Genomic DNA, 20082 nt, shown 5'->3' with positions numbered 1-20082 from the left:
CCTGTTGGCGGCCCCCCAATGCCTTCAGACCCGTCTCAGCCCACCAGGCCGCCATCGTCGCGCATCACGGCGATCACGGTTGACCGCGGCAACGCGCCTTCGCCATCCGGGAACGGGGCAGAGGGGTGCTGGATGCCCACGAACATCGCCCGGCGGTCCACCGACCAGGTTAGGCCCGTTACCTCGGACCCGACCGGCCCGGTCAGGAAGCGCTCGATCCGGCCCGTCGCCGGGTCGCCCGCCAGCATCTGGTTGTTGCCGTGGCCGGCAAAGTCGCCCTCGTTGCTGTCGTCGCCATCGGTCTGGATCCACAGCAGGCCGGTCTGGTCGAACATCATACCGTCGGGCGAGTTGAAGAGGTTGCCCTCGTTCACGTTGTCCGAACCGGCATAGGCGTCCGAATGAACGGTCGGGTTGCCCGCCATGACATAGAGATCCCAGCGGAAGCTTTCGGCCCCGTGATCCTCGCCGTCGGGGAACCAGCGCACGATCTGGCCGTAGTCGTTGGCCTCGCGCGGGTTGGCCGCATTCAGCGTCATCGCCTCGCCGCCCGCATTGGTGCGGATCGAGCCGTCATCCTGCTTGACGCCGCGGCGCGAGTTGTTGGTCAGCGCGCAATAGCCCTCGACCGAGACCGGGTTGACCGCGACCCATTCGGGGCGGTCCATCGTGGTCGCGCCCACCTTGGATCCCGCCATGCGCGAGAAGACCAGGATTTCCTCGGTGGTCATGCCGGTCGAGTCCGGGGTCAGCGCGACCCACTGGCCGGTACCGTCCTCGTTGAACTTCGCGGCGAAAAGCTGGCCGTCGTCCAGCAGCCCCTCGGTCGCCCCGCCCGGCGTGTAGAAACCGGTCGAGACGAACTTGTACATGTATTCGCCGCGCTCGTCGTCGCCCATGTAGACCACCACGCGGCCGTCCTTCGTCAGGGCGCATGCGGCGTTCTCATGCTTGAAACGGCCCAGCGCGGTGCGTTTGACCGGGGTGCTGTCGGGCTTCGCCGGGTCGATCTCGACCACCCAGCCGGCGCGGTAGGGCTCGTTCGGGTTCTTCGAGACGTCGAAGCGCGCATCGAACTTTTCATAGGCATAGCGGCTTTCCAGCCCGATGCCATAGCGCTTGTAATCCGCGGGCAGCGCGGCGTTCGGATCGGTCGAGCCGAAGTAGCCGTTGAAGTTCTCCTCGCAGGTCAGGTAGGTGCCCCACGGCGTCTTGCCGGACCCGCAATTGTTGAACGTGCCAAGGCTTTGTGTGCCGGTCGGGTCGGCCTCGGTCCTGAGCAGGTCGGACCCCGCCGCCGGGCCGGACAGGCGCATCGGCGTGTTGTGGTGGATGCGGCGATTGTAGGGGCTGTCGACGACGATCTGCCAGCCGTTCTCGCCCTCGGCCACTTCCATCACGGTCACGCCCTGGAGGTTCTGCAACAGGCGCGCCTCGTCGGCATTGGTCACCTCGCCGCCGGTGGCGGGCAGGTTGATCTCGGGGTTCACGTATTCATGGTTCACCGCGATGACCTGGCGGCCATCGACAAAGAACAACTCCATCCCGTCGGTGTTCTCGCCGAACACCTTGTCGGAAGAGGCCAGGTCGATGCCCCCGGCGGGGTCGAACGGCGCCGCGTCCGAGAATAGCGGATCGCCCCAGCGCGCGACGGGCTGCCAGCGATAGCCTTCGGGCACGTGCACGGTGGAGTCGGTGGCGATCGGGATCGGCTTGAAGCCGATGCGGCTGGCGGCCTGCGCCTCGGCGCTGGTGGTGCCTATCAGGGTTGCGGTGCCCATCACCGCCGCGCCAGAGCCGAAGGCGAGGATGCCGCCCAGGAAGCCCCGGCGCGAGATCGCCGCCTCGACCACGCGGTCGAAATCACAGGTCGCGGGGCGCGGGTCGTTCAACTCGTCCCATTCGTCCCAGCTCAATGCCTTCTTGTCGATGTCCTTCATCGGTTGTCCTCTCCTGATGGCATGGTATGCGGGCGGGGAATCCCGTGATCCCCCACAGGTCGACCGGGTAGACGTCCAGCGTATCCCGAAGATGACAGTTCGGATTCAGTTTTGTGACGGCAGGACCGCGCAGGCGCCACGCGTCATTACCGCGTCGAAGCTGCGCCGCAGCGCCACGTCGAGATCGTCCATCGTCACCGGCAGGCCCAGGTCGACCAGCGAGGTCACGCCGAAATCGGTGATGCCGCAGGGCACGATGCCGTCGAAATGGCTCAGGTCGGGTTCCACGTTGATCGAAATGCCGTGAAAGCTGACCCAACGGCGCAGGCGAATACCGATAGCGGCGATCTTGTCCTCGGCCATGCGGCCGTCGGGCAGGCGCGGCCTGTCGGGGCGTTCGATCCAGACGCCCACGCGGCCGTCGCGGATGTGCCCGGTCAGACCGAATTCGCCGAGGGTGGCGATTACCCAGGCCTCGAGATCACGCACGAAACAGCGCACGTCGCGCCCGCGCCTGCCCACGTCCAGCATGACATAGACCACCCGCTGGCCGGGCCCATGATAGGTGAACTGGCCGCCGCGTTTCGTGTCGTGGACCGGAAAGCGGTCGGGATCCCTGAGATCCTCGCGTTTTGCGCTGGTCCCGGCGGTGTAGAGCGGCGGATGCTCCAGCAGCCAGACGCATTCCTCGGCCTCGCCGCGCGCGATTGCCTCTGCCCGCGCCTCCATGAAGGCGAGCGCATCCTCGTAGGGCACCGGATCGTCGCTGATCTTCCATTCCACCATGCTGCCGCGTAGCCCGGAAAGGCTTGACAGGTCAATCGCGGCAACCCGACACTGTCCTGAAATAGATCAAATACGTTTTTCGGGGAATCGCCCGATTCCCCAAGCTTGCCCTGCGGGGCTCATCTGGCGGGAGTTTATTGCCATGTCACGGAAATCAATTGGAATACGTCCCATTGCGGCGGCGCTTGCGGCGGCGCTTGCACTCAGTCCGGCGGCGGCGGTTGCGGATAACGCCTTTGTCGGCGGATTGGTCGGCGGGATCATCGGTGGCGCCATCGCCAATTCCGCGCGGCAACAACCGCAGAAGAAGGTCTATCGCTCGGCCCCGGCGAGGAAGCCGGTCTATTCCGCAGCCCGCGAACAGAATCGCGAAGTCCAGCATTCGCTGAACTATTTCGGGTTCAACGCGGGCGGCGCCGATGGTGTTCTGGGCTCGAGATCCCGCAGCGCGATCTCAACCTTCCAGGCGCATCTGGGCTATCCCGTGACCGGCCAGTTGACCGAGTTCGAGCGCAGCTTCCTCGTCGGCTCCTACCATCGCGCGCAATCGGGCGGCCCGGCCACGGCGCAACTGGTGGCGTCGAACCCGCAAGGCTTGCGCGGCCTGCTGACCATCTACCGCGAAGAGCAGATGAACGGCACGGGCAGCATGGCCTCGGCATCGATCGGCGGGCATTACGGCCTGCCGTCGGTGGTGGCCGCGGCGGTGAACGAGATCGCCCGCAGTTCGGATCCCAGCGCCGAGCAGCTGGTGCAGCGCTCGGGCTTCATCCAGCTGGCGGACATGAACGGCGACGGCCAGACCGACTACATCCTCGACACTTCGGTGACGGGATCGGCCTTCTGGTGCAATGCCCAGTCCTGCGCGGTGCGGGTGTTCGCCTCGACCCCGGACGGGTATGAGCGGAACGACTTCCAGGCCTTCAACGTGACGCCCGCCATGTTCAGCTGCACCCGCGGCACCTGCAGCCGGACGGGCAGCGACGCACCGGTGATGGCGGCAGCGCCCGTGGCGCCGCAGCCCGCCGCGCCGCAGGCGACGATTCCCGTGGCCACGGCAGTGCCGTCGGTCAATGCCGGCGCGGCTGCGGCGGCACCCGCCGTGCCGCAATTCTTCGGGGCGGGCGCTGCGGCGCCGTCGCTGGCCTCGCATTGCAACATGGTCAGCTTGGTCACCACGACGAACGGCGGCTTCACCACCGCCCAGGACATGACCGACGCCGCCGCCGCACTGGGCGAGCAGATGTGCCTGTCGCGCACCTATGCCATCGCCAATGGCGAGACGCTGATCCAGAAGATCCCGAATGCCACGCCGCAGGCGGTGGCCGGACAGTGCGCGGGCTTCGGCCAGTTGCTGACCGAACAGGTCGCAGCGATCTCGGTCCAGTCTCGAGAGGACGTGCTGCGCGCGACCAGCAGTTTCGTGCTGTCGGCGGGCATGGCGCCGCAGCAGCTGGAGACCACGGCGCGGGTCTGCCTTGCCTCGGGCTACCAGAGCGACGACATGGACACCGCCATCGGCTCGGCGCTGGTGCTGGTCGCGCTGGGGCAGGCGCCCTACGCGGAACTGGTCGGCCACCATCTGAGCCAAGGATTCGGCGCGACCCAGCGTCGCGACCTGGCAGTCCAATGGTACAACCACGCCATAGAGGCGGTGGATGGCGGCGCGGTGCCGGTCTTTGGCGCAGGCCTGCCGGAACGGGTGGAGCTGCTGCGCGCGGCCATGGCCCGGATGCCCGGGAACTCCCTGCCGCCCGAAGGCAGCACGGTGCGCAAGGCCTCGGCGATTCCGCTGTTCGGACTGCCGTCCGACTGACCGGGACGATCCCGCGCCCGGCCTTGTCCGCCGGGCGCGTTTTTCCTCTTCACAAGCGCGGCGCGCTTCGCTAGGAAGCGCGTCACCAAGCCTAGGCAGTGCGGTCGTGGCGGAATTGGTAGACGCGCAGCGTTGAGGTCGCTGTGGGGTAACTCCCGTGGAAGTTCGAGTCTTCTCGACCGCACCATTTCTTCAGCAGACATCAGGTTCGATCAGTCCGTTGCCCAGACGGTGCCGCTGTGTCACTTGCCCTGTATCGCCCGCCGGACGCTGGTCAGAAGATCGTTGCGCGAAACGGGTTTCATCAGGCGGATGTCACTGGGATGCAGGCCATTGCCATGCACCGTTGCCTCGCTGGCATAGCCTGACAGGAAGACAAATCGCATATCGGGGTCGAGGTTGCGGATTTCCTTGGACATCATCGGGCCCTGAAGCTGACCCGGCATGACGATGTCCGTCACGACCAGGTCAAAGTCGCGATCCTTGCGGAAGGTTTCGAGCGCGTCGTCGCCGTTGCGGCACTGGACCACCTCGTAGCCCGCGTTGCGCAGGGTGCGGGTCAGGACGGCCAAAACGCGGTCGTCATCCTCGACCAGCAGGATGCGCCGCTGTTCCGACAGCCCCTCGTGTGCCGGGCGTTCCGCCGGGATGCTCCGGCGGGTCGTTGCCTCGGGTTCCTCGACCGCGGGAAAATACAGCTTGAAGCTCGTGCCGACGTCGATCTCGGTATAGACCCGGATCGCGCCGCGCGACTGCTTGACGAACCCCTGCACCATAGAAAGGCCAAGCCCCGATCCCTTGCCGGTGGGCTTGGTGGTGAAGAACGGATCGAAGATGTGATCGAGCCGTTCCATGGGAATGCCCGGGCCGGTATCCGACACCGCCAGCATGACGTAGCGGCCCGCAGCGATCTCCTCGTGGCGATCGGTGATGTATTCGTGGTCGATGCGGATGTTGCTGGTCTCGATCGTGACGCGGCCGGCGCCGCCCATCGCGTCTCGGGCGTTGACCACGAGGTTCACCAGCGCGCTCTGCATCGAGGCGCGGTCGACACGGGTGCTCCACAGGCCGGCTTGCAGGATCGTCTCGATCTCGACGCTGCTCTCGATCATCCGGCGCAGCCAGGAATCCGTCTCGCGCACCAATTCGTTGAGGTCGGTCAGCACCGGTTGCAACTGCGCCTTGCGGGCATAGGCCAGCATGTTGCGGCTCAGGTCTGCTCCGCGCTTGGTGGCCTCGATGGTGGCATCGATCAGGACATTGGCCTCGGAGACATCGACCGGCGGGTTGCGGATCGCGTCCCGCAGCAATTCCTGGTTGCCCATGATGACGGCCAGCAGGTTGTTGAAATCATGCGCGACGCCGCCGGTCAGCTGGCCGATCGTCTCGAATTTCTGCGCCTGGGCTGCCAGCGACTGCGCCTCGATCAGCTTTTCCTCGGCGCTGCGCAGCTCGGACAGGTCGAGATTTGTGCCCACCACCCGCAACGGCTTGGAGGCACGGTCAAAAAGAACGATGGCGTCGCCCTTGATCGCGCGCATCGCGCCGCCGGGCAGCACGACCCGGTATTCGACCGAAAACGGCTTCTTCTCGGCCAGGGCCGCGGAAAAGGCGGCCTGAACCATCGGCAGGTCGTCAACATGTACGGTCTTCGACCAATCCTCGTAGGTGCCGCGGAACGCCTCCTTGTCGATCCCGTGCATCTCTTTCGAGGTGTCGTCCCATTTCAACACGCCGCTTGTCACGTCGAAATCCCAGATTCCGAAGCGGCCCGCGCTTTTGGCGAGGTTAAGGGTCCGGCCCAGTTCCATCGCCTCGACGGTCTTGCTGAGGAACATCGCGGCAAGCGCGACCACCCCGACCGACACGCCGACGGACAACGCGTTTGCCAGCAGGATATAGGGCAGGTCGTCGTTCAGCCATTGAATGGCCCGTTCGGCAGGACGGATCACCAGGAACATCGCCGATGCAGCAATCCAGGAACCGCCGATCAGCAGCGCGATGCTGCGTGCAGTGGCCACGTGATCCCGTGGAATCACGCTGAACCGCTGCAAGATGATGCCGAACAGGCCGTAAAGGAAGTAGACCAGCATTCCGCTGGGGGCAAAGCTGCCGCCGACAAGGCCGCGCGCGATCGCTCCGAGGGTGGCGGCGATGCCGGCGGCAATCGGGCCGCCGAACAGGCCGGCGAGGATCACCGGCCCGGCGCGCGCGTCAACCGTGGCCCCGTCTATCAGCGTGACCGGCGTTGCCGTGACCATGAAACCAACGATCCCGAAGACCAGACCGGTGGCCAGCGATGCGCCGAGTGGACCGAGCCTGCCGCGATTGAGCTCGACAAAAAAATGGAAGACGCCGAGCATGCCCAGCAGAACGAGGTTGTCGAGAATATCGATGACCGTCTGCAATACAATTTCCCATATTCAATGGTGCCAACTCTGGCCTGTATCATAAGACCAGCGCACAAGGATTTGGCAAACGGATACTTTGGTGGTTTCGCCCATTCCGGGCGGTCTGGGGGCTTTTCGGGGCGTCCGGGCGTCTTTTTCCCGGAGATGCCCGGCAAGTCGGGGTCAGGCGGTCCACGTCTCGTCGCGAACCTCTCCGCCGAAGCCCGTCCGGACCAGTGTCAGGGCGGCCCGTTCGTCATCGGGTTTCGGCAGGATGGCGCGGCCCTCTTGCAGGGGATTGGTGGAAAGCGTGGCGATGCCCGTCCCGCCCTGCCAATGCCCCAGCGTGTACTCGCCGTCGAAGAACGCGGCCAGCGCCTCGGTCGGGCGCTCGCCCGTTTCGAGCGACTGGCGCAGGGGCAGGCTGTCGGCGGCGCCAGGTGTACCGATGGCCAGCAGGAACTCGGCCTCGGACCAGGTCAGCCGGCAGATGCGGTCGCCGCTGCGCCAGGCCCCGTGGCGCCAGCCTTCGCCGGGCTGGCGGTCCCAGATCTCGCGATAGGGCGCCTCGGCCCCGTCCTCGATCAGCCGTCCATCGGCGCGGAAGCGCAGGACGCCGATATCGGGCGCGGCACCCGGCGGCGTGCCGTGAAAGGCGATCTGCCGGTGCCAGGTGCAGCGGTCGCCGCTGACTTCGGTCTCGCCGGCGAAACCGAAGCCGTTCATCAGCCCCAGCAGGTCGGCGGCAGATAGTTCGGCCAGCGCGGCAGCCCCGGCGATGTCGGGCCGGGTGGTTGGGATGCGAATGTCGCAAAAGCCGCGCTCGGCCTGGAACCAATGCACCCGCGTGCTGCGGTCCTCCATGCCGGGACCGATGAACAGCGCGCGCCGCCAGTGACCGAGGACCGCGGTCATGCCGTCTGTCGCGCTGCCGCGCGCATCGCGGCGACGATCTGATCGGTGGTCTGCACCGCGCCTTCCTGGAGGTATTCCATCGCGTTCAGAGAGGCCTGGTGCGCCGCGTCCGAGGTGCCGCCCACCGCGTCACTGACCACGCGGCAGTAATAGTCGTGCTGGTGCCCGTCGACAAAGGTGTAGTGCACGCAGACATCCGTCATTCCGCCGATCAGGATAAGCGTCTGAGCCTTCAGCCCCTTCAGCAGGATTTCCAGGTCGGTGCCGAAGAAGGCCGAATAGCGCCGCTTCGGCACGAAGTAATCCTCGGGGCGCTGGCCGGTGATCTCGGCGGGCAGTCGGGTGCCGGGGTGATCCTCGCGGCAATGGATGCCCTCGGAGCCGTCCAGTTCGCGGCCGTAGTCGACCATGTTCTGCCGGTGGATTTCCTGCACGTAGACGGTGGGAATGGCGCAGTCGCGCGCCGCGCGGATCACGTCCAGCGCGCGTTCCATCCGGGCGCGGTAATCGGCCATGTGCGGGATGCCGTGGTCGCCCTCGCTTTCCATGAAGGCCGAGGCTTGGATGTCGATGACCAGCAGCACGGGGTTTCCGATAATGGTGGGCTGGCGGGGCATGGGTCTCTCCTATCTGCGTGTCTGGTCGGCGCCCATCAGGCGCGGCAAGTCGCCGAAGCGCGCCACCAGCGAGAAGGCAGCGACCGAGACGAGGATGAAGGCGATGGCGCCAACCGCCATCGTCGGGGTGAAACCGTTGCGCAGCGAGTTGAAGATTTGCAGCGTCACGGTGGCGTAGGACGAGCTCGAGACGAAGAAGATCACGATGAACTCGTTGAAGCTCAGGACCATGGCAAAGAAGAAGCCCGAGATCGTGTAGGGGATGGTCTGCGGCAGGACGATGGTGCGAAAGGCGATGCCCTCGGTCGCGCCCATGGTCGCGGCGGCGTCCAGGTGCGCCCGGTCGATGCCTTGCAGCCCGATCGAGATCGTGACCAGTGGCAGCGCGGCGAACAGCGCCGCATGGGACAGAATCCCCGCCCAGATCGTCCCCAGCCCGCCGGTGAACGCCCACATGAAGCCGAGGCCAACGCCAAAGACGATGGGCGGCACGGCGAAAGGCATGGCCATCAGCCCGGCGATCACCCGCGACAGGCGGTCCGACGATTTCCAGATGAAATAGGCCGCGGGCCAGGCCAGCAGTACCGCCAGCGCCGCCGAGGACAACGCTATGACCACCGAATTCCACAGCGCCTCGCGCCAGACCGGCTCGCTGACAAAGAACTCGCCGAACCGCGCCAACGTCGGGTCCTCGGGCGGGAACAGCATGCTGCGCCCGCCGTTCAGCGCGGCGGCCGAGACGACGAGGATCGGCATCAGCAGCACCAGCCCCGCCAGCCACATGAACCCGTGTCCCCACCAGCGCAGCCTCATGAGGCCGCAGCCGCACTCAGCCTGCGGCCCGCCAGAAGGAAGCCGCCCGCAGCCACCAGCAGGATGACGGATTGCGCCGCGCCGAAGGGCGCGTTGAGCGTCGAGCCGCGCACCGAGTCGTAGATCGACACCGCCAGCGTGTGCTGCGAGGGATCGGCAAAGACGGTGACCGTCACGTAGGTGCCCAGCAGGAAGACGAACAGCAGCAGGCTGGAGCCCACCAGCGGCAGGCGCACCAGCGGCAGGATCACCGTGCGCGTCACTGTGAGGGGCCGTGCCCCCATCGTCCGCGCCGCCTCGATCAGCGAGGGGTCGAGCCGCGACAGCGCCGGATAGAGCAGGATCACCGCGTAGGGCCAGACCAGATAGGCCATGGTCAGCACTGTTGCGAAGCCCGAGGTCTTGAACTTGAAATTGCGCGGCGAGGCGAGGCCCACATCGCGGAACCACCGGAACCAGCCGATTTCCTTGGTCCAGTCGGTGATGCCCAGCGCATCCAGCAGCGCCGGCAGGCCCGAACGCGCCGACAGCAGGATGTCCCAACCCATGACGATGAAGACCTCGGACAAGGACAGCGAACTGAGCAGGATCACCAGCCAGATCGTCTGTCCTAGCCGCGACAGACGCGTCAGGAAATAGGTAAAGGGAAAGGCCAGCGCGACAGCCAGCACCGCGGCGATCGCGGCGAAATAGACCGAATAGCCCAGGCGCTGCCAGTAAAGTTGCGAAAAACTCTCGGGCCATGCGGCGCCGAAGAAGAAGCGCGCGTAATGCGTGAATTCAAACCCGAATTCCCAGCCCGCGCCCTCGATCTTGTGGCCGAACGAGATCGCCAGCACGAAGAGAAACGGCACGAGACACAAGACCAGCAGCACCGCCAGCAGGCCCAGCCGCAGCGCCGCGCCGCTTGCGTCCGTGTGCGCTGGCCCCGGTGCGCTGGCCGCTTCCTCGGCGGCGCTGGCGCTCATGCGGCGGCCTCCGGCTCGCGCGCGAAGACGTGCAGGGTTTCCGGTGGCAGCTGCAGCGGCACGTCTTCGCCAACATGCATGGGCGGCAGGCTCTCGCCCGCGCCGTATTCGACGACGATTTCGCCCACGGGGGTCGAGAGATAAATGTCGCGGGTCGAGCCGACGTCGCGGATGAAGGTGATACGGGCGGGCAGGGCGTTCGGCCCCTTGCCGCCGATCACCGCGTTCTCGGGCCGGATCGCCAGCGTGACCTTCGAACCGGTCAGGAAACTTGGGGCGCGCGGCGCCTCGAAGGTGAACTCGCCCACCCGGAACCGCCCGCCCGTGGCCTCGCCGCTGAGGAAATTCGCCTTGCCGATGAACGAGGCGACGAAGGCGTTGGCGGGTCTGGAATAGATCTGCTGCGGCGGGCCCACCTGTTCGGCATGGCCGTGGCTCATCACCACGATCTGGTCGGCCATGGTCATTGCCTCGCGCTGGTCATGGGTGACGACGACGGTGGTGATCTTCAGCCGCTGTTGCAGCAGGCGCAATTCCACCTGCATGTCCTCGCGCAGCTTGGCGTCCAGCGCCGACATGGGTTCGTCCAGCAGGAAGACGCGCGGTTCCTGCGCAAGCGCCCGGGCGATGGCGACGCGCTGGCGCTGGCCGCCGGACAGCTCGCCGATGCGGCGGGCGCCGTAGCCGGGCAGCTGCACCAGCTCCAGCAGTTCCTCGGCCCGCGCGCGGCGTTTCGCCTTGTCCACACCCTCGATCGCCAGCGCATAGGCGATGTTGTCGGCCACCGTCAGGTGCGGAAACAGCGCGAAGCTCTGGAACACCATGCCGAAGCGGCGGCGATGGGCGGGAAGGGCGGTGATATCCTCGTCGCCCAGCAGGATCCGCCCGTGGGTCGGATCCTCAAGCCCCGCGATCATTCGCAACAGCGTGGTCTTGCCGCAGCCTGACGGCCCCAAAAGGGCCGTCAGCTTGCCATGCGGAAAGGTCAGGTTGATCCGGTCCACGGCCCGGGTGGCGCCGAAATCCTTGCGGATGCCCTTGAGGACCAGGTCGACCATGCTCAGCCTTCCGCGAGCATCTTGTCCCAGGCTTCCTGGATGAAGGTTTCCTTGTCCAGGTAGGCGCCATAGGCCGGCCGGATCGAGGGCACGCCCGAGACGGCGGCGAATTCCTCTTCGGTCAGGTCGGTCTTTTCGCGCTCCATCAGGGGCGCGGTGCCGATCATGCGCGACATCAGCGCCTGCGAGGCGGGCTCGCAAGAGAAGTTGACGAATTCCGCCGCCTCGGCCGATTTCTCGGACAGGCCTGACAGGCACCAGGAACCGTAATCCTGCACATTGCCTTCCTTGGGGAAGATCGACGCGATGGGAAACCCGTCAGAGGCCATGATACCGGCCACGTCGTGGTAATACATGCCCGCCACCACATCGAGGTTTTTCATCGCTTGTTCCATCTGGCTTTCCGCCGACCACCAGAGCGCCGCGTTGGGCTTCAGCTCGGCGGCCTTGGCGATGATCGCCACGATCCCGTCGTCGGTGTCGAAGGTGGAAACGCCGTCAAAGAAGGTCGCCGCGACGATATCCATCAGTCCTGCGTTGTACCGCTTGGCAAGGCCCAGGCTCTGTTCAAAGCGCGACGTGTCCCAAAGGTCCGCCCAGCTTGCGGGTGTCTCGAGCTCGTCGGGATTGACGACCATCGAGGTGAACCAGGACATCGCGCCCACACCCAGCGTGCCGGGCTGATCGTCGAAGACGAAATAGGGGTCGAGCAGCCCGGCATTCGGGATCATCCCCATGTCGAGCGGCTTCAGCAGGCCTTCCATCCGGCTGGCCTTGATCAGCGTGTCGCGGGCGTAAAGCGACAGGTCGGCCGGCACGTTGCCGGCCTGCGCCGCCTGCTGCATGGTCAGCAGCCAGTCGGCCGAGTTGGGCTGCGTCACGCTTTCCACGGCGATGCCCGTCGCCTCGGTGAAGGCGGGATAGACGAAGTTCTTGAAGCTGTCCTCGAAATAGCCGCCATAGGAGCCGATCTTGAGGCTGCGGCTTTGTGCGATCAGCGGCGCGCCCAGCGTCGAGGCGGCGGCGAATGCCGCGCCTCCCTGAAGCAGCCTGCGGCGGTTCACGATCAACTTGCTTGTCATTCCGGTCATCCCCCTGTGGTGACTGGCGCCGGTTCGATCTGGCGCATCCTGGGCCAAGTGCAGGGCCGGCATCCCGCACCTGTCCAGCATCGCCGGGGGCGAGCCGGTGGGCGTGCGCCGGTCTGCGCGGGAAATGGGCGGATCCGGGGTGCAGCGCCGAAAAAACGGGCGACGGGCTGCGCTATCGGGCTTTCGCGGGCCTGCATCGTGACAAGCCGCGTCGCCGCCGCCAGCCTGAGCGGCGACGCTATCGGAGGTGACACATGACCCGAGACCTGAAGGACCGCATCGAACCCGTCCGCGAGATCGCCGAGGACCAGAAGGCATTGACGATCGACGACGCCACGCTGCCGGTGGTCGATCTTGGCCCGCTTGCCACGGGCAAGCCCGAGGACCGGGCTGCGGTCGCGGTGGCGCTGGGCAAGGCCGCGCGCGAATCGGGTTTCTTCTACATCGTCAACCATGGCATCCCGCAGGAGCAGATCGACGCGTTGTTCGCCGCCTCGCGCGCCTTCCACGAGAAGCCCCGCAGCTTCAAGATGCGCTGGTGGTCGGGCTTCACCACCCATCACCGGGGCTATGTTCCGTTCGAGGAGAACGGATCGGACTTTCCCAAGTCGATCAATTTCAACGAAGCCTGGGACATGTCCTTTGAGGCGCCCGCCGATCACCCCGACTACCTCGCCGAGTGGCGGATGACCGGGCCGAATGTCTGGCCCGACATCCCGGGCTGGAAGCAGACGGTGCAGGGCTATTACGACTCGGTCTTCTCGCTTGGCCTGACGCTGCTCGACACTCTGGCGCTGGAACTGGGCGTCGATCCGGCCGAGCTGCGCCAGCACATCACTGCGCCCTGTTCGCAGATGCGCCTGCTGCGCTACGTGCCGAACGACATGCCGGCCACAAAGGAGATCGTCGGCATCGCCTCGCATTCGGATTTCGAGTGCTTCACCATCCTGTTGCAGGGCGGTCCCGGCCTTCAGGTGATGAACGCCGATGACGTCTGGATCGAGGCGCCGCCGATCCCCGGCGCCTTCGTGGTCAATATCGGCGATATCTTCGAGACGTGGTCGGGCGGACAGTTCAAGTCGACCCAGCACCGCGTCACCAATTCCGGGCGCGAACGTTATTCGGTGCCACTTTTCTTCGGGCTGGACTATCATGCGGTGGTCGAACCGCTGGAGAAGTTCCGCACCCCCGAGGCGATGGCCAAGTATCCGCCGATGCGCGCGGGCGAGCACCTCATGCGCATGTCGGTCAATGCCTTCCGCTACATGGCCGATGCGCGAGAAAAGGGCGAACTGGTTCTGGACTTCGACGTGCCCGAGGAAAACCCGTTCAAGCGAGAGGCCAAGCAGCCCTGAGCCATGAAACCGCACCCGGATTTCGTTGACACGACCTTGCCACGCCAAGCGGGTGTGGGTGCCTGGCACCTGACGCCGCTTTCGGTCGCGCAAGTAGACGAGGATTTCGAAGCCGTGACCGAGTCAGAACGGGTTCTGGTCGGCATCTTCGGCAGCGATTGGCCCATCGGGCTGACGCTTGAGGGCAACCTGATCGACATGGGCTGGCACGACCGAGAGTTCATCGCGAAACGGTCCTTCGCGTGGATCATCCGCGATGCTGAAGGCAGGTATTCCGGCTGTGCCTATCTCTATCCCGAAATCGGGGCGCGCGGGCAGGGCGAGGTCGTCACCTGGATGACAGACACGCGTGATCGGCTGGCGCGGCTGGCCGCGTTTAACGCGGCCTTTCGTGACTGGCTGGCAGCCTACCTGCCAGAGGGTTACGCGCTGGCGTGGACCAGCAACGACCAGCCCTAGAGGTCGATCGTCTCGCGCCGCAGCGTGTCGCGGTTGGCGGCAGCGTGCTGCGCGATTTGCTCCATCGGGGCGAACCAGACGTCGCCGGCGGCCAGCGCGCGTTCCAGCAGCCGCTCCATCTCGCGCCAGCGGGCCAGCCGCCCGGTTAGGAACGGGTGCAGCACCGGCATCCAAAGACCCCCGGCCTCGTGCGCCGCGTCGAATTCCTCGGCAAAGGCGCGGACGCCGTCCGAGGGTGCGCGGACCGGCATCAGGTAGTCGATTTCGGCGAAATGGGCGAAGGGCGGCCAGTCGTCATTGCCCCAGTGCGGCGGGATCTCGATCAAGTCGCCCCTGGATGTCTCGACCAGGTAGGGCAGGTCGTCGGCCATCATCGAGCTGTCGTAGAGGAAGCCGTGCTCGATGAGCCGCGCCACCATCGGCGGCGTGATCGAGTAGACCGGCGCGCGGTAGCCGCGCGGCTTGCGGCCGGTCAAGCTGACATGCACCTCGATGGCGCGTTCGAACAGTTCCGCCTCGACCGCGTCGGAATGGTGCATCGGATCCTCGTGACACCAGGAATGGTGCCCGATCTCGTGCCCGTCCTTCAGGATCGCCTCGACCGTGGCAGGGTATTCCTGCATCACCCAGGCCGGCATGAAGAAGGTCTGCGTCAGACCCAGCCGCCGGTAGGTTTCGAGGATGCGCGGCACCGCCACGGTCGGTCCGTAGCGGCCCATCGACACGGGTTGCAGGCGCAACTCTGCGTCGTCCGGCCGCGCGGTGCGGATCAGCGAATCCGCGTCGATGTCGAAGGTCACGCAGGCAGCGCTGTGCTTGCCCTCGGGCCATTGGATCGGGTGCAGGAACATCTTGTTTCCTTTCGTGTTTCAGCGGGAACAGACGGCGAAAAGGGCGGTCAGGTCGTTGCGAAGCCGCGTCTCGATCTCGTCGGGGCGCAGCCCCTCGGCCGAGACGAACTGAACGAAGCGCGCATTCTGGAGGTGGAACAGCGCCATGCCCAGATGCACCGGATCGACGCGGGCGGGCAGGTGGCCGTCCCGTTGCAGTGCCTCGATCCGGTTCACCAGAACGTAGGCCAGTTGCCGGTCGAGCTTGGCATAGGCGCGGCCCAGCGGCGTCTCCGACTCGGCGGTGACTGCGGCGAGGACCTGCCGCCAGATCGCCTTTTCCAGGTGGGACGTGGCGTGATCCATGACGACCCGGGCAAAGCACACCGTCAACGCGATCAGGTCGGTCTCGTCCCGGGGCAGCGATTCGTCGAGACGCCGCAGCAGCAGCGCGTCGTTCTCGATCACCAGTGCCAGCAGCACGCCCGCCTTGGTGCCGTAGTAATTGTGCACCGTCACGCCGGACACGCCCGCCGACTCGGCGATGGCCTCGATCGTGGTCCGGTCGTAACCGCTCTTGCGAAAAAGGGTTTTGGCCGAGGCGACGATCCTCTTTCGGCGGTCTTCCTTCTGGCGGGCGCGCAGGCTGGTCAAGGGCGTCTCCTGTCGTCGGGCAGGGCCCGGGCTTGGGGCTGACTTTAGTGCAGGCAAAAATTTTATTGAATAAAAATTTTTACCCGATACAGTTTTTTCAGCCCGGGCCGATCCCGAGTCCCGCAGCCAAAAAAGCGAGGAAAGACCCATGCGCCACGTCCAAACCATCGCCGCCGCCGCCACCCTGTCCGCCGCGGCCCTTGCCAGCGCGGCCACGGCCGACACCGTCAAGGTCGGCATCTGCGTTTCCTGGCCCGGTTACGCGATGATCGAGGTCGCCAGCCAGAAGGGACTGATCCCCAATCACGACATCGCCATGACGATCTTCGAGGATCCGCTGGGTGGCCATGCGGCGCTGGCGGCGGGCCAGATCGACGTCTACGAATGCACCGCCGACTACACCCCGCTGATCGTGGATCGCGGGACCGATGTGGTTAACGTCGGCTTCATGAACCCGTCCTACGGGGTTGACCACATTATCCTGTCGCCCGATGTCGAGGTCGCGGATATCCCCGGAGCCAAGGTCGCCGCACCCCAGGCCTATATCGGTCACTTGCTGATGGGCATCTGGCTGGATTCGGTCGGCATCACGCCCGACCAGGTGGAATGGGTGAACCTGAACGCCGACGAGGCCGTGGGCCCGATGATGTCGGGCGACCTGGCCGCCGCCTACATGTATGAGCCGTGGATTTCCAAGGTGCTCGAGGCCAGGCCGGGCGCGAAAAGCTCCGTCAACACGCTGGACGCCGAGGTGCTGAAGACCGGCATCTTCATGGACGCGCTGTACATGAACAAGAACTTCATCGCGGAAAAGCGCGACGTGGCGGTGGATATCCTGCGGGCGCGCTGGGATGGCCTTGGCTACTGGAACGCCAATACCGAGGAAACCAACGCCCTGATGGCCGATTTCCTGCAATGGCCGGTCGAGGATATCGGCTATGTCATCGGCACCGACGGCAAGAGCTTCGAGGGTGGGATCTACATGTTCGACTTCGACGAATCCGCGCGGCTGTGCGGCGCGCTGGATGGCGACGGGCCGTTCGGCATGGCCAATGGCTCGATGGCGGACACCGTGTCCCTGACCAACGACTGGTGGATCAAGCTGGGGCTGATGACGAACAAGGTCGAGGCCAGCGCGGGCATCGATTGCAGCCTGATGGGCGACCTGGTGACCAGCGGCTATCGCCAGTCGCTGGTGGCACACGGCGGCTGATCGCAGGCCACTGGCCGGGAGAGCGGATTTGTCCAGACCATCCCTCTGGAGTTTCGGATTGCGCGCCCCGGTTGGCCGGCCGCAACGGATGATTTCCGGCATCGGCATCTGGGCGCTGTTCTTTGGCGTCTGGGTGACGGCCTCGGGGCTGGGGCTGGTCAACGACCTGCTGGTGCCCGCGCCGCAGAAGGTCTTTGCGACGACGTGGGATCTTTTTTTCGCCCGCGACTTCGGCGGCGACGTGCTGATCTCCATCGGCCGGGTGCTGGCGGCCTTTGGTATGGCCTGCGCGGTGGCGGTGCCGCTGGGCGTGATGATGGGGGCCTTTCCCTGGATCGAGGCGATCTTTGCGCCCTTCGTCTCGGCCTGGCGCTATCTGCCGGCGCCGTCCTTCATCCCGATCCTGCTGATGTGGTTCGGCACCGGCGAGGCGCCAAAACTGGCGCTGCTGTTCATCGGCGTGATCTTTTTCCTCATCACGCTGATCATGGATCACACCAAGACCGTGCGCGAAGAACTGGTGGAAACCGCCCTGACGCTGGGCGCCAACCCGCGCACTGTTGTTCTGCGGGTGATCTTTCCCTCGGTCCTGCCGGATATCGTCACCGCCATGCGGCAGATGCTGGCGATGGCCTGGACCTACCTCGTGATCGCCGAGATCGTCGCCTCGACCACCGGGATCGGCGCCATGATGATGCGCGCGCGGCGCTTCCTGAACACCGACGAGATCCTGTCGGGCATCATCGTGATAGGGGCACTGGGCCTGCTGTTCGACCTTGCCTTTGCCACGCTGCACCGGCTGGCCTTTCCCTATCTGAGGACGCGATGACCGACGCCGCGCTGGAAATCCGCGCCGTGTCAAAGCGGTTCGACCTGGGCCGTGGCAAGTCGGTGCTGGCGGTGGACGGGATTGGGTTCGACGTGGCGCGGAATTCGATCTGCGTGCTGCTTGGCCCTTCGGGCTGTGGCAAGTCCACGGTGCTGCGGATGATGGCCGGGCTGGAAACCCCGACAGCGGGTGAGATCGTGATCGGCGGCCGCACGGTTCAGGGGCCGGGCCGCGACCGGGGCATGGTGTTCCAAGCCTATACGTCCTTCGACTGGCTGTCGGTGCGCCGCAATGTCGAATTCGGGATGAAGATCAACGGTGTTGCGCCCGACGAACGGCGCGAGCGCGCCGCGCGGTTCATCGATTTGGTGGGGCTGACGAAATTCGCCGACGCCTATCCCTCGCAACTGTCCGGCGGCATGCGCCAGCGGGTCGCCATCGCGCGGACGCTGGCCAACGGGCCCGAGGTTCTGCTGATGGACGAACCGTTTGGCGCGCTGGACGCCGAGACGCGCTGGCTGATGCAGGAACTGATGATCGACGTGGCCGAAAAGACCTCGACGACAATGGTGATCGTGACCCACGATCTGGAGGAGGCGATATTCCTCGCCGACAAGATCGTCTTCCTGTCCTCGCATCCCGGCCGGGTGAAGCAGGAGATCGTGCCGGAGTTCAAGCAAGGCCAGCGCATCGCCGACAAGGAGGACCTGGTCAGCCGCGACGGCTATGGCACGCTCGAGGCGCACCTGATGCGGCTGATGCGCGAGGAAGGACGCGGGCAGCCATGACCGGGCGACTGCGCTTCGACTTCACCGGGGTCAATGTGCTGGTCACGGGGGCCAGCAGCGGGATCGGGCAGGGCGTCGCCACAGCCTTTGCGCAGGCGGGGGCCGACCTGACGATCCTGTCGGAGGTGGACGCGATCCACGACGCCGCCGCCGCCATGCCGGGCAAGGTGCGCGCGATCCGCTGCGACATTTCCGATGCGGCGGCGGTGACAGAGGCGCTGGCAGGGATCGACCGCGTCGATGTGCTGGTGAACAACGCAGGTTTGGAACGACCGACGCCTTTGACCGGCACGAACCCGGACGGCGACGCGACGTTCGAGCGGATCATCGCCGTCAACGTCACCGGCACGCGCAACGTGACCGACGCGCTGATCGGGCACATTCCTGATGGCGGGCGGATCATCCTGACCGCCTCGATCTGGTCGCGGATCGGGGTTGCGGGGTTTTCCGCCTATGTCGCCAGCAAGCACGCGACGCTTGGGCTGACGCGGGCGTGGGCGCGCGAGCTGGGTCCGCGCCGGATCACCGTCAACGCGGTCTGCCCCGGCTGGGTGCGCACCGGCCCGGCGATGAACTCGCTGCGCGAGATGGCGCAGGCCTCTGGCCGCACCGAGGCCGAAATCGCCGCCGAGATCATGGCGGCGCAGGCCATAGACGGGCTGCTGGAGCCTGCCGACCTTGCCCCGCTCTACCTGTTCCTCGCCTCTCAGGGGGCGGCGGACATCACCGGGCAGGCGATGCACCTGGACCGGGGCGAGGTCATGGCGTGACCCTGTCCGCCAAGCATGCGCTGGTCACGGGCGCGTCGCGCGGCATCGGGCGGGCCATCGCTCTGGCGCTGGCGGGGCAGGGGGCGCGCGTGGCCTTCTGTCATCCGGGCGATGCGCAGGCCGTCGACACGCTGGCCGAGATCGACGCGCTGTCCGAAGGACTGGCGGTTGACGCCGACGTGGCCGAGGAAGCCGCCGTCGAGGCGTTCTTCGACGCCGCCTGCACCCGGTTCGGCCCGCCTGATATCCTGGTGAACAACGCAGGTATCCTGCGCGAGGCGCCGCTTTCGCAAACCGAAGCCGCCGAATTCGACCGCGTGATCGCGGTCAACCTGCGCGGCCCGTTCCTTTGCTCACGCGCCTTTGTGCGCCGCACGCAACAGGGGCGCATCGTCAATATCGCCAGTGACCTTGGCCTTCTGGGGCGAGAGCATATGGCGGCCTATACTGCCTCAAAGGGTGGGGTGATCGCGCTGACCCGGACGCTGGCGCGGGAACTGGCGCCAGGGATTCTGGTGAACGCCATCGCGCCGGGCGCCATCGACACCGACATGACCAGCCCCCAGTCCATGAGCACAGACCAGATCGCCCGCGACCTCGCCACGCCGCTGGCGAGGTTCGGCCAGCCGCAGGACATCGCGGCGATGGCGGTCTTTCTGGCGGGTCCGGGCGGCGATTTCATCACCGGCCAGTGTTTCGGGGTGAACGGCGGCAGCGTCATGGCCTGAGTGCCCGCGCCTTGACACGGGTCAAGGCCGCCCGCGCCGCGCCGGTCCAGTGTGGCCGGAGC

19 protein-coding genes and 1 tRNA gene are annotated in these 20082 nt (G+C 66.0%); 9 read left to right on the top strand and 11 right to left on the bottom strand.

From position 1 onward, the window contains the following. Positions 1–35: 35 nt before the first annotated feature. Positions 36–1940 carry a PhoX family protein gene (locus tag KB874_RS10265; protein ID WP_212536492.1) on the bottom strand — a complete coding sequence of 635 codons (1905 nt, stop codon included), beginning with the start codon at positions 1938–1940 and terminating at the stop codon, positions 36–38. A 105-nt stretch (positions 1941–2045) separates the two neighbouring features. Then, the gene (gene lipB, locus KB874_RS10260; RefSeq protein ID WP_212536491.1) at positions 2046–2726 is read right to left on the bottom strand and encodes a lipoyl(octanoyl) transferase LipB; all 681 of its coding nucleotides are present in this window, start codon (positions 2724–2726) and stop codon (positions 2046–2048) included. Positions 2727–2868: 142 nt separating this feature from the next. Here lipB and KB874_RS10255 point away from each other — a divergent pair, with 142 nt between their 5' ends. Next, the gene (locus tag KB874_RS10255) at positions 2869–4542 is read left to right on the top strand and encodes a peptidoglycan-binding domain-containing protein (protein ID WP_212536490.1); all 1674 of its coding nucleotides are present in this window, start codon (positions 2869–2871) and stop codon (positions 4540–4542) included. Positions 4543–4642: 100 nt separating this feature from the next. Continuing rightward, positions 4643–4729: transfer RNA gene (locus KB874_RS10250), tRNA-Leu, on the top strand. 55 nt (positions 4730–4784) lie between these two features. Here the strand turns inward: KB874_RS10250 and KB874_RS10245 are convergent. The 7 genes from KB874_RS10245 to KB874_RS10215 form a co-directional block, all read right to left on the bottom strand. Further along, entirely contained in the window at positions 4785–6950 is a 2166-nt protein-coding gene (locus KB874_RS10245; protein WP_212536489.1) for an ATP-binding protein, read from the bottom strand. A gap of 165 nt (positions 6951–7115) precedes the next feature. Continuing rightward, entirely contained in the window at positions 7116–7847 is a 732-nt protein-coding gene (locus KB874_RS10240) for a hypothetical protein (RefSeq protein ID WP_212536488.1), read from the bottom strand. Continuing rightward, the gene (locus KB874_RS10235; protein WP_212536487.1) at positions 7844–8464 is read right to left on the bottom strand and encodes a cysteine hydrolase family protein; all 621 of its coding nucleotides are present in this window, start codon (positions 8462–8464) and stop codon (positions 7844–7846) included. Before KB874_RS10235 ends, KB874_RS10240 begins: the two co-directional genes overlap by 4 nt. Before the next feature lie 9 nt (positions 8465–8473). Next, positions 8474–9277 carry an ABC transporter permease gene (locus KB874_RS10230; RefSeq protein ID WP_212536486.1) on the bottom strand — a complete coding sequence of 268 codons (804 nt, stop codon included), beginning with the start codon at positions 9275–9277 and terminating at the stop codon, positions 8474–8476. After that, positions 9274–10245, bottom strand: coding sequence for an ABC transporter permease (locus KB874_RS10225; RefSeq protein WP_212536485.1), 972 nt, complete (start codon positions 10243–10245; stop codon positions 9274–9276). The genes KB874_RS10230 and KB874_RS10225 overlap by 4 nt, the downstream gene beginning before the upstream one ends. After that, positions 10242–11303 carry an ABC transporter ATP-binding protein gene (locus tag KB874_RS10220; RefSeq protein ID WP_212536484.1) on the bottom strand — a complete coding sequence of 354 codons (1062 nt, stop codon included), beginning with the start codon at positions 11301–11303 and terminating at the stop codon, positions 10242–10244. The genes KB874_RS10225 and KB874_RS10220 overlap by 4 nt, the downstream gene beginning before the upstream one ends. A gap of 2 nt (positions 11304–11305) precedes the next feature. Next, positions 11306–12385 (bottom strand): ABC transporter substrate-binding protein, encoded by a 1080-nt coding sequence (locus tag KB874_RS10215; RefSeq protein WP_212536483.1) that lies wholly within the window; start codon positions 12383–12385, stop codon positions 11306–11308. Between the two features lie 263 nt (positions 12386–12648). Here KB874_RS10215 and KB874_RS10210 point away from each other — a divergent pair, with 263 nt between their 5' ends. Together KB874_RS10210 and KB874_RS10205 are read left to right on the top strand one after the other, a co-directional pair. Then, positions 12649–13749 (top strand): isopenicillin N synthase family dioxygenase, encoded by a 1101-nt coding sequence (locus tag KB874_RS10210; RefSeq protein WP_212536482.1) that lies wholly within the window; start codon positions 12649–12651, stop codon positions 13747–13749. 3 nt (positions 13750–13752) lie between these two features. Further along, the gene (locus tag KB874_RS10205; RefSeq protein WP_212536481.1) at positions 13753–14208 is read left to right on the top strand and encodes a hypothetical protein; all 456 of its coding nucleotides are present in this window, start codon (positions 13753–13755) and stop codon (positions 14206–14208) included. Here KB874_RS10205 and KB874_RS10200 read toward each other — a convergent pair. Beyond that, positions 14205–15059: a polysaccharide deacetylase family protein gene (locus KB874_RS10200; protein ID WP_212536480.1), complete on the bottom strand. Its 855-nt coding sequence runs from the start codon at positions 15057–15059 to the stop codon at positions 14205–14207. The genes KB874_RS10205 and KB874_RS10200 overlap by 4 nt on opposite strands. An 18-nt stretch (positions 15060–15077) precedes the next feature. Continuing rightward, complete coding sequence (locus KB874_RS10195) at positions 15078–15692, bottom strand: TetR/AcrR family transcriptional regulator (protein ID WP_212536479.1); 615 nt, start codon at positions 15690–15692, stop codon at positions 15078–15080. A gap of 148 nt (positions 15693–15840) precedes the next feature. Here KB874_RS10195 and KB874_RS10190 point away from each other — a divergent pair, with 148 nt between their 5' ends. From KB874_RS10190 to KB874_RS10170, 5 genes are read left to right on the top strand one after another with little or no spacing between them, the layout of a single operon-like run. Beyond that, positions 15841–16905 carry an ABC transporter substrate-binding protein gene (locus KB874_RS10190; RefSeq protein ID WP_212536478.1) on the top strand — a complete coding sequence of 355 codons (1065 nt, stop codon included), beginning with the start codon at positions 15841–15843 and terminating at the stop codon, positions 16903–16905. Positions 16906–16933: 28 nt separating this feature from the next. After that, a complete protein-coding gene (locus KB874_RS10185; RefSeq protein ID WP_249200405.1) occupies positions 16934–17734 on the top strand; it encodes an ABC transporter permease in 801 nt (266 codons plus the stop codon). Further along, positions 17731–18522, top strand: coding sequence for an ABC transporter ATP-binding protein (locus KB874_RS10180; RefSeq protein WP_212536477.1), 792 nt, complete (start codon positions 17731–17733; stop codon positions 18520–18522). The genes KB874_RS10185 and KB874_RS10180 overlap by 4 nt, the downstream gene beginning before the upstream one ends. Beyond that, a complete protein-coding gene (locus tag KB874_RS10175; protein WP_212536476.1) occupies positions 18519–19292 on the top strand; it encodes an SDR family NAD(P)-dependent oxidoreductase in 774 nt (257 codons plus the stop codon). The genes KB874_RS10180 and KB874_RS10175 overlap by 4 nt, the downstream gene beginning before the upstream one ends. Then, the gene (locus tag KB874_RS10170) at positions 19289–20020 is read left to right on the top strand and encodes an SDR family NAD(P)-dependent oxidoreductase (protein ID WP_212536475.1); all 732 of its coding nucleotides are present in this window, start codon (positions 19289–19291) and stop codon (positions 20018–20020) included. The genes KB874_RS10175 and KB874_RS10170 overlap by 4 nt, the downstream gene beginning before the upstream one ends. Positions 20021–20082: the final 62 nt, after the last annotated feature.

Source organism: Thetidibacter halocola (assembly GCF_018224955.1).
Lineage (GTDB): Bacteria > Pseudomonadota > Alphaproteobacteria > Rhodobacterales > Rhodobacteraceae > Thetidibacter > Thetidibacter halocola.
Note: the sequence above shows the minus strand (reverse complement) of the source record. Positions and strands in the feature narration are given on the sequence as shown.

What these genes read in the sequence shown, in the direction of transcription:
- KB874_RS10265 (WP_212536492.1), bottom strand. Translation starts at nt 1,940, where the DNA reads ATGAAGGACATCGACAAGAAGGCATTGAGCTGGGACGAATGGGACGAG.
- lipB (WP_212536491.1), bottom strand. Translation starts at nt 2,726, where the DNA reads ATGGTGGAATGGAAGATCAGCGACGATCCGGTGCCCTACGAGGATGCG.
- KB874_RS10255 (WP_212536490.1), top strand. Translation starts at nt 2,869, where the DNA reads ATGTCACGGAAATCAATTGGAATACGTCCCATTGCGGCGGCGCTTGCG.
- KB874_RS10240 (WP_212536488.1), bottom strand. Translation starts at nt 7,847, where the DNA reads ATGACCGCGGTCCTCGGTCACTGGCGGCGCGCGCTGTTCATCGGTCCC.
- KB874_RS10235 (WP_212536487.1), bottom strand. Translation starts at nt 8,464, where the DNA reads ATGCCCCGCCAGCCCACCATTATCGGAAACCCCGTGCTGCTGGTCATC.
- KB874_RS10230 (WP_212536486.1), bottom strand. Translation starts at nt 9,277, where the DNA reads ATGAGGCTGCGCTGGTGGGGACACGGGTTCATGTGGCTGGCGGGGCTG.
- KB874_RS10225 (WP_212536485.1), bottom strand. Translation starts at nt 10,245, where the DNA reads ATGAGCGCCAGCGCCGCCGAGGAAGCGGCCAGCGCACCGGGGCCAGCG.
- KB874_RS10220 (WP_212536484.1), bottom strand. Translation starts at nt 11,303, where the DNA reads ATGGTCGACCTGGTCCTCAAGGGCATCCGCAAGGATTTCGGCGCCACC.
- KB874_RS10215 (WP_212536483.1), bottom strand. Translation starts at nt 12,385, where the DNA reads ATGACAAGCAAGTTGATCGTGAACCGCCGCAGGCTGCTTCAGGGAGGC.
- KB874_RS10210 (WP_212536482.1), top strand. Translation starts at nt 12,649, where the DNA reads ATGACCCGAGACCTGAAGGACCGCATCGAACCCGTCCGCGAGATCGCC.
- KB874_RS10205 (WP_212536481.1), top strand. Translation starts at nt 13,753, where the DNA reads ATGAAACCGCACCCGGATTTCGTTGACACGACCTTGCCACGCCAAGCG.
- KB874_RS10200 (WP_212536480.1), bottom strand. Translation starts at nt 15,059, where the DNA reads ATGTTCCTGCACCCGATCCAATGGCCCGAGGGCAAGCACAGCGCTGCC.
- KB874_RS10190 (WP_212536478.1), top strand. Translation starts at nt 15,841, where the DNA reads ATGCGCCACGTCCAAACCATCGCCGCCGCCGCCACCCTGTCCGCCGCG.
- KB874_RS10180 (WP_212536477.1), top strand. Translation starts at nt 17,731, where the DNA reads ATGACCGACGCCGCGCTGGAAATCCGCGCCGTGTCAAAGCGGTTCGAC.
- KB874_RS10175 (WP_212536476.1), top strand. Translation starts at nt 18,519, where the DNA reads ATGACCGGGCGACTGCGCTTCGACTTCACCGGGGTCAATGTGCTGGTC.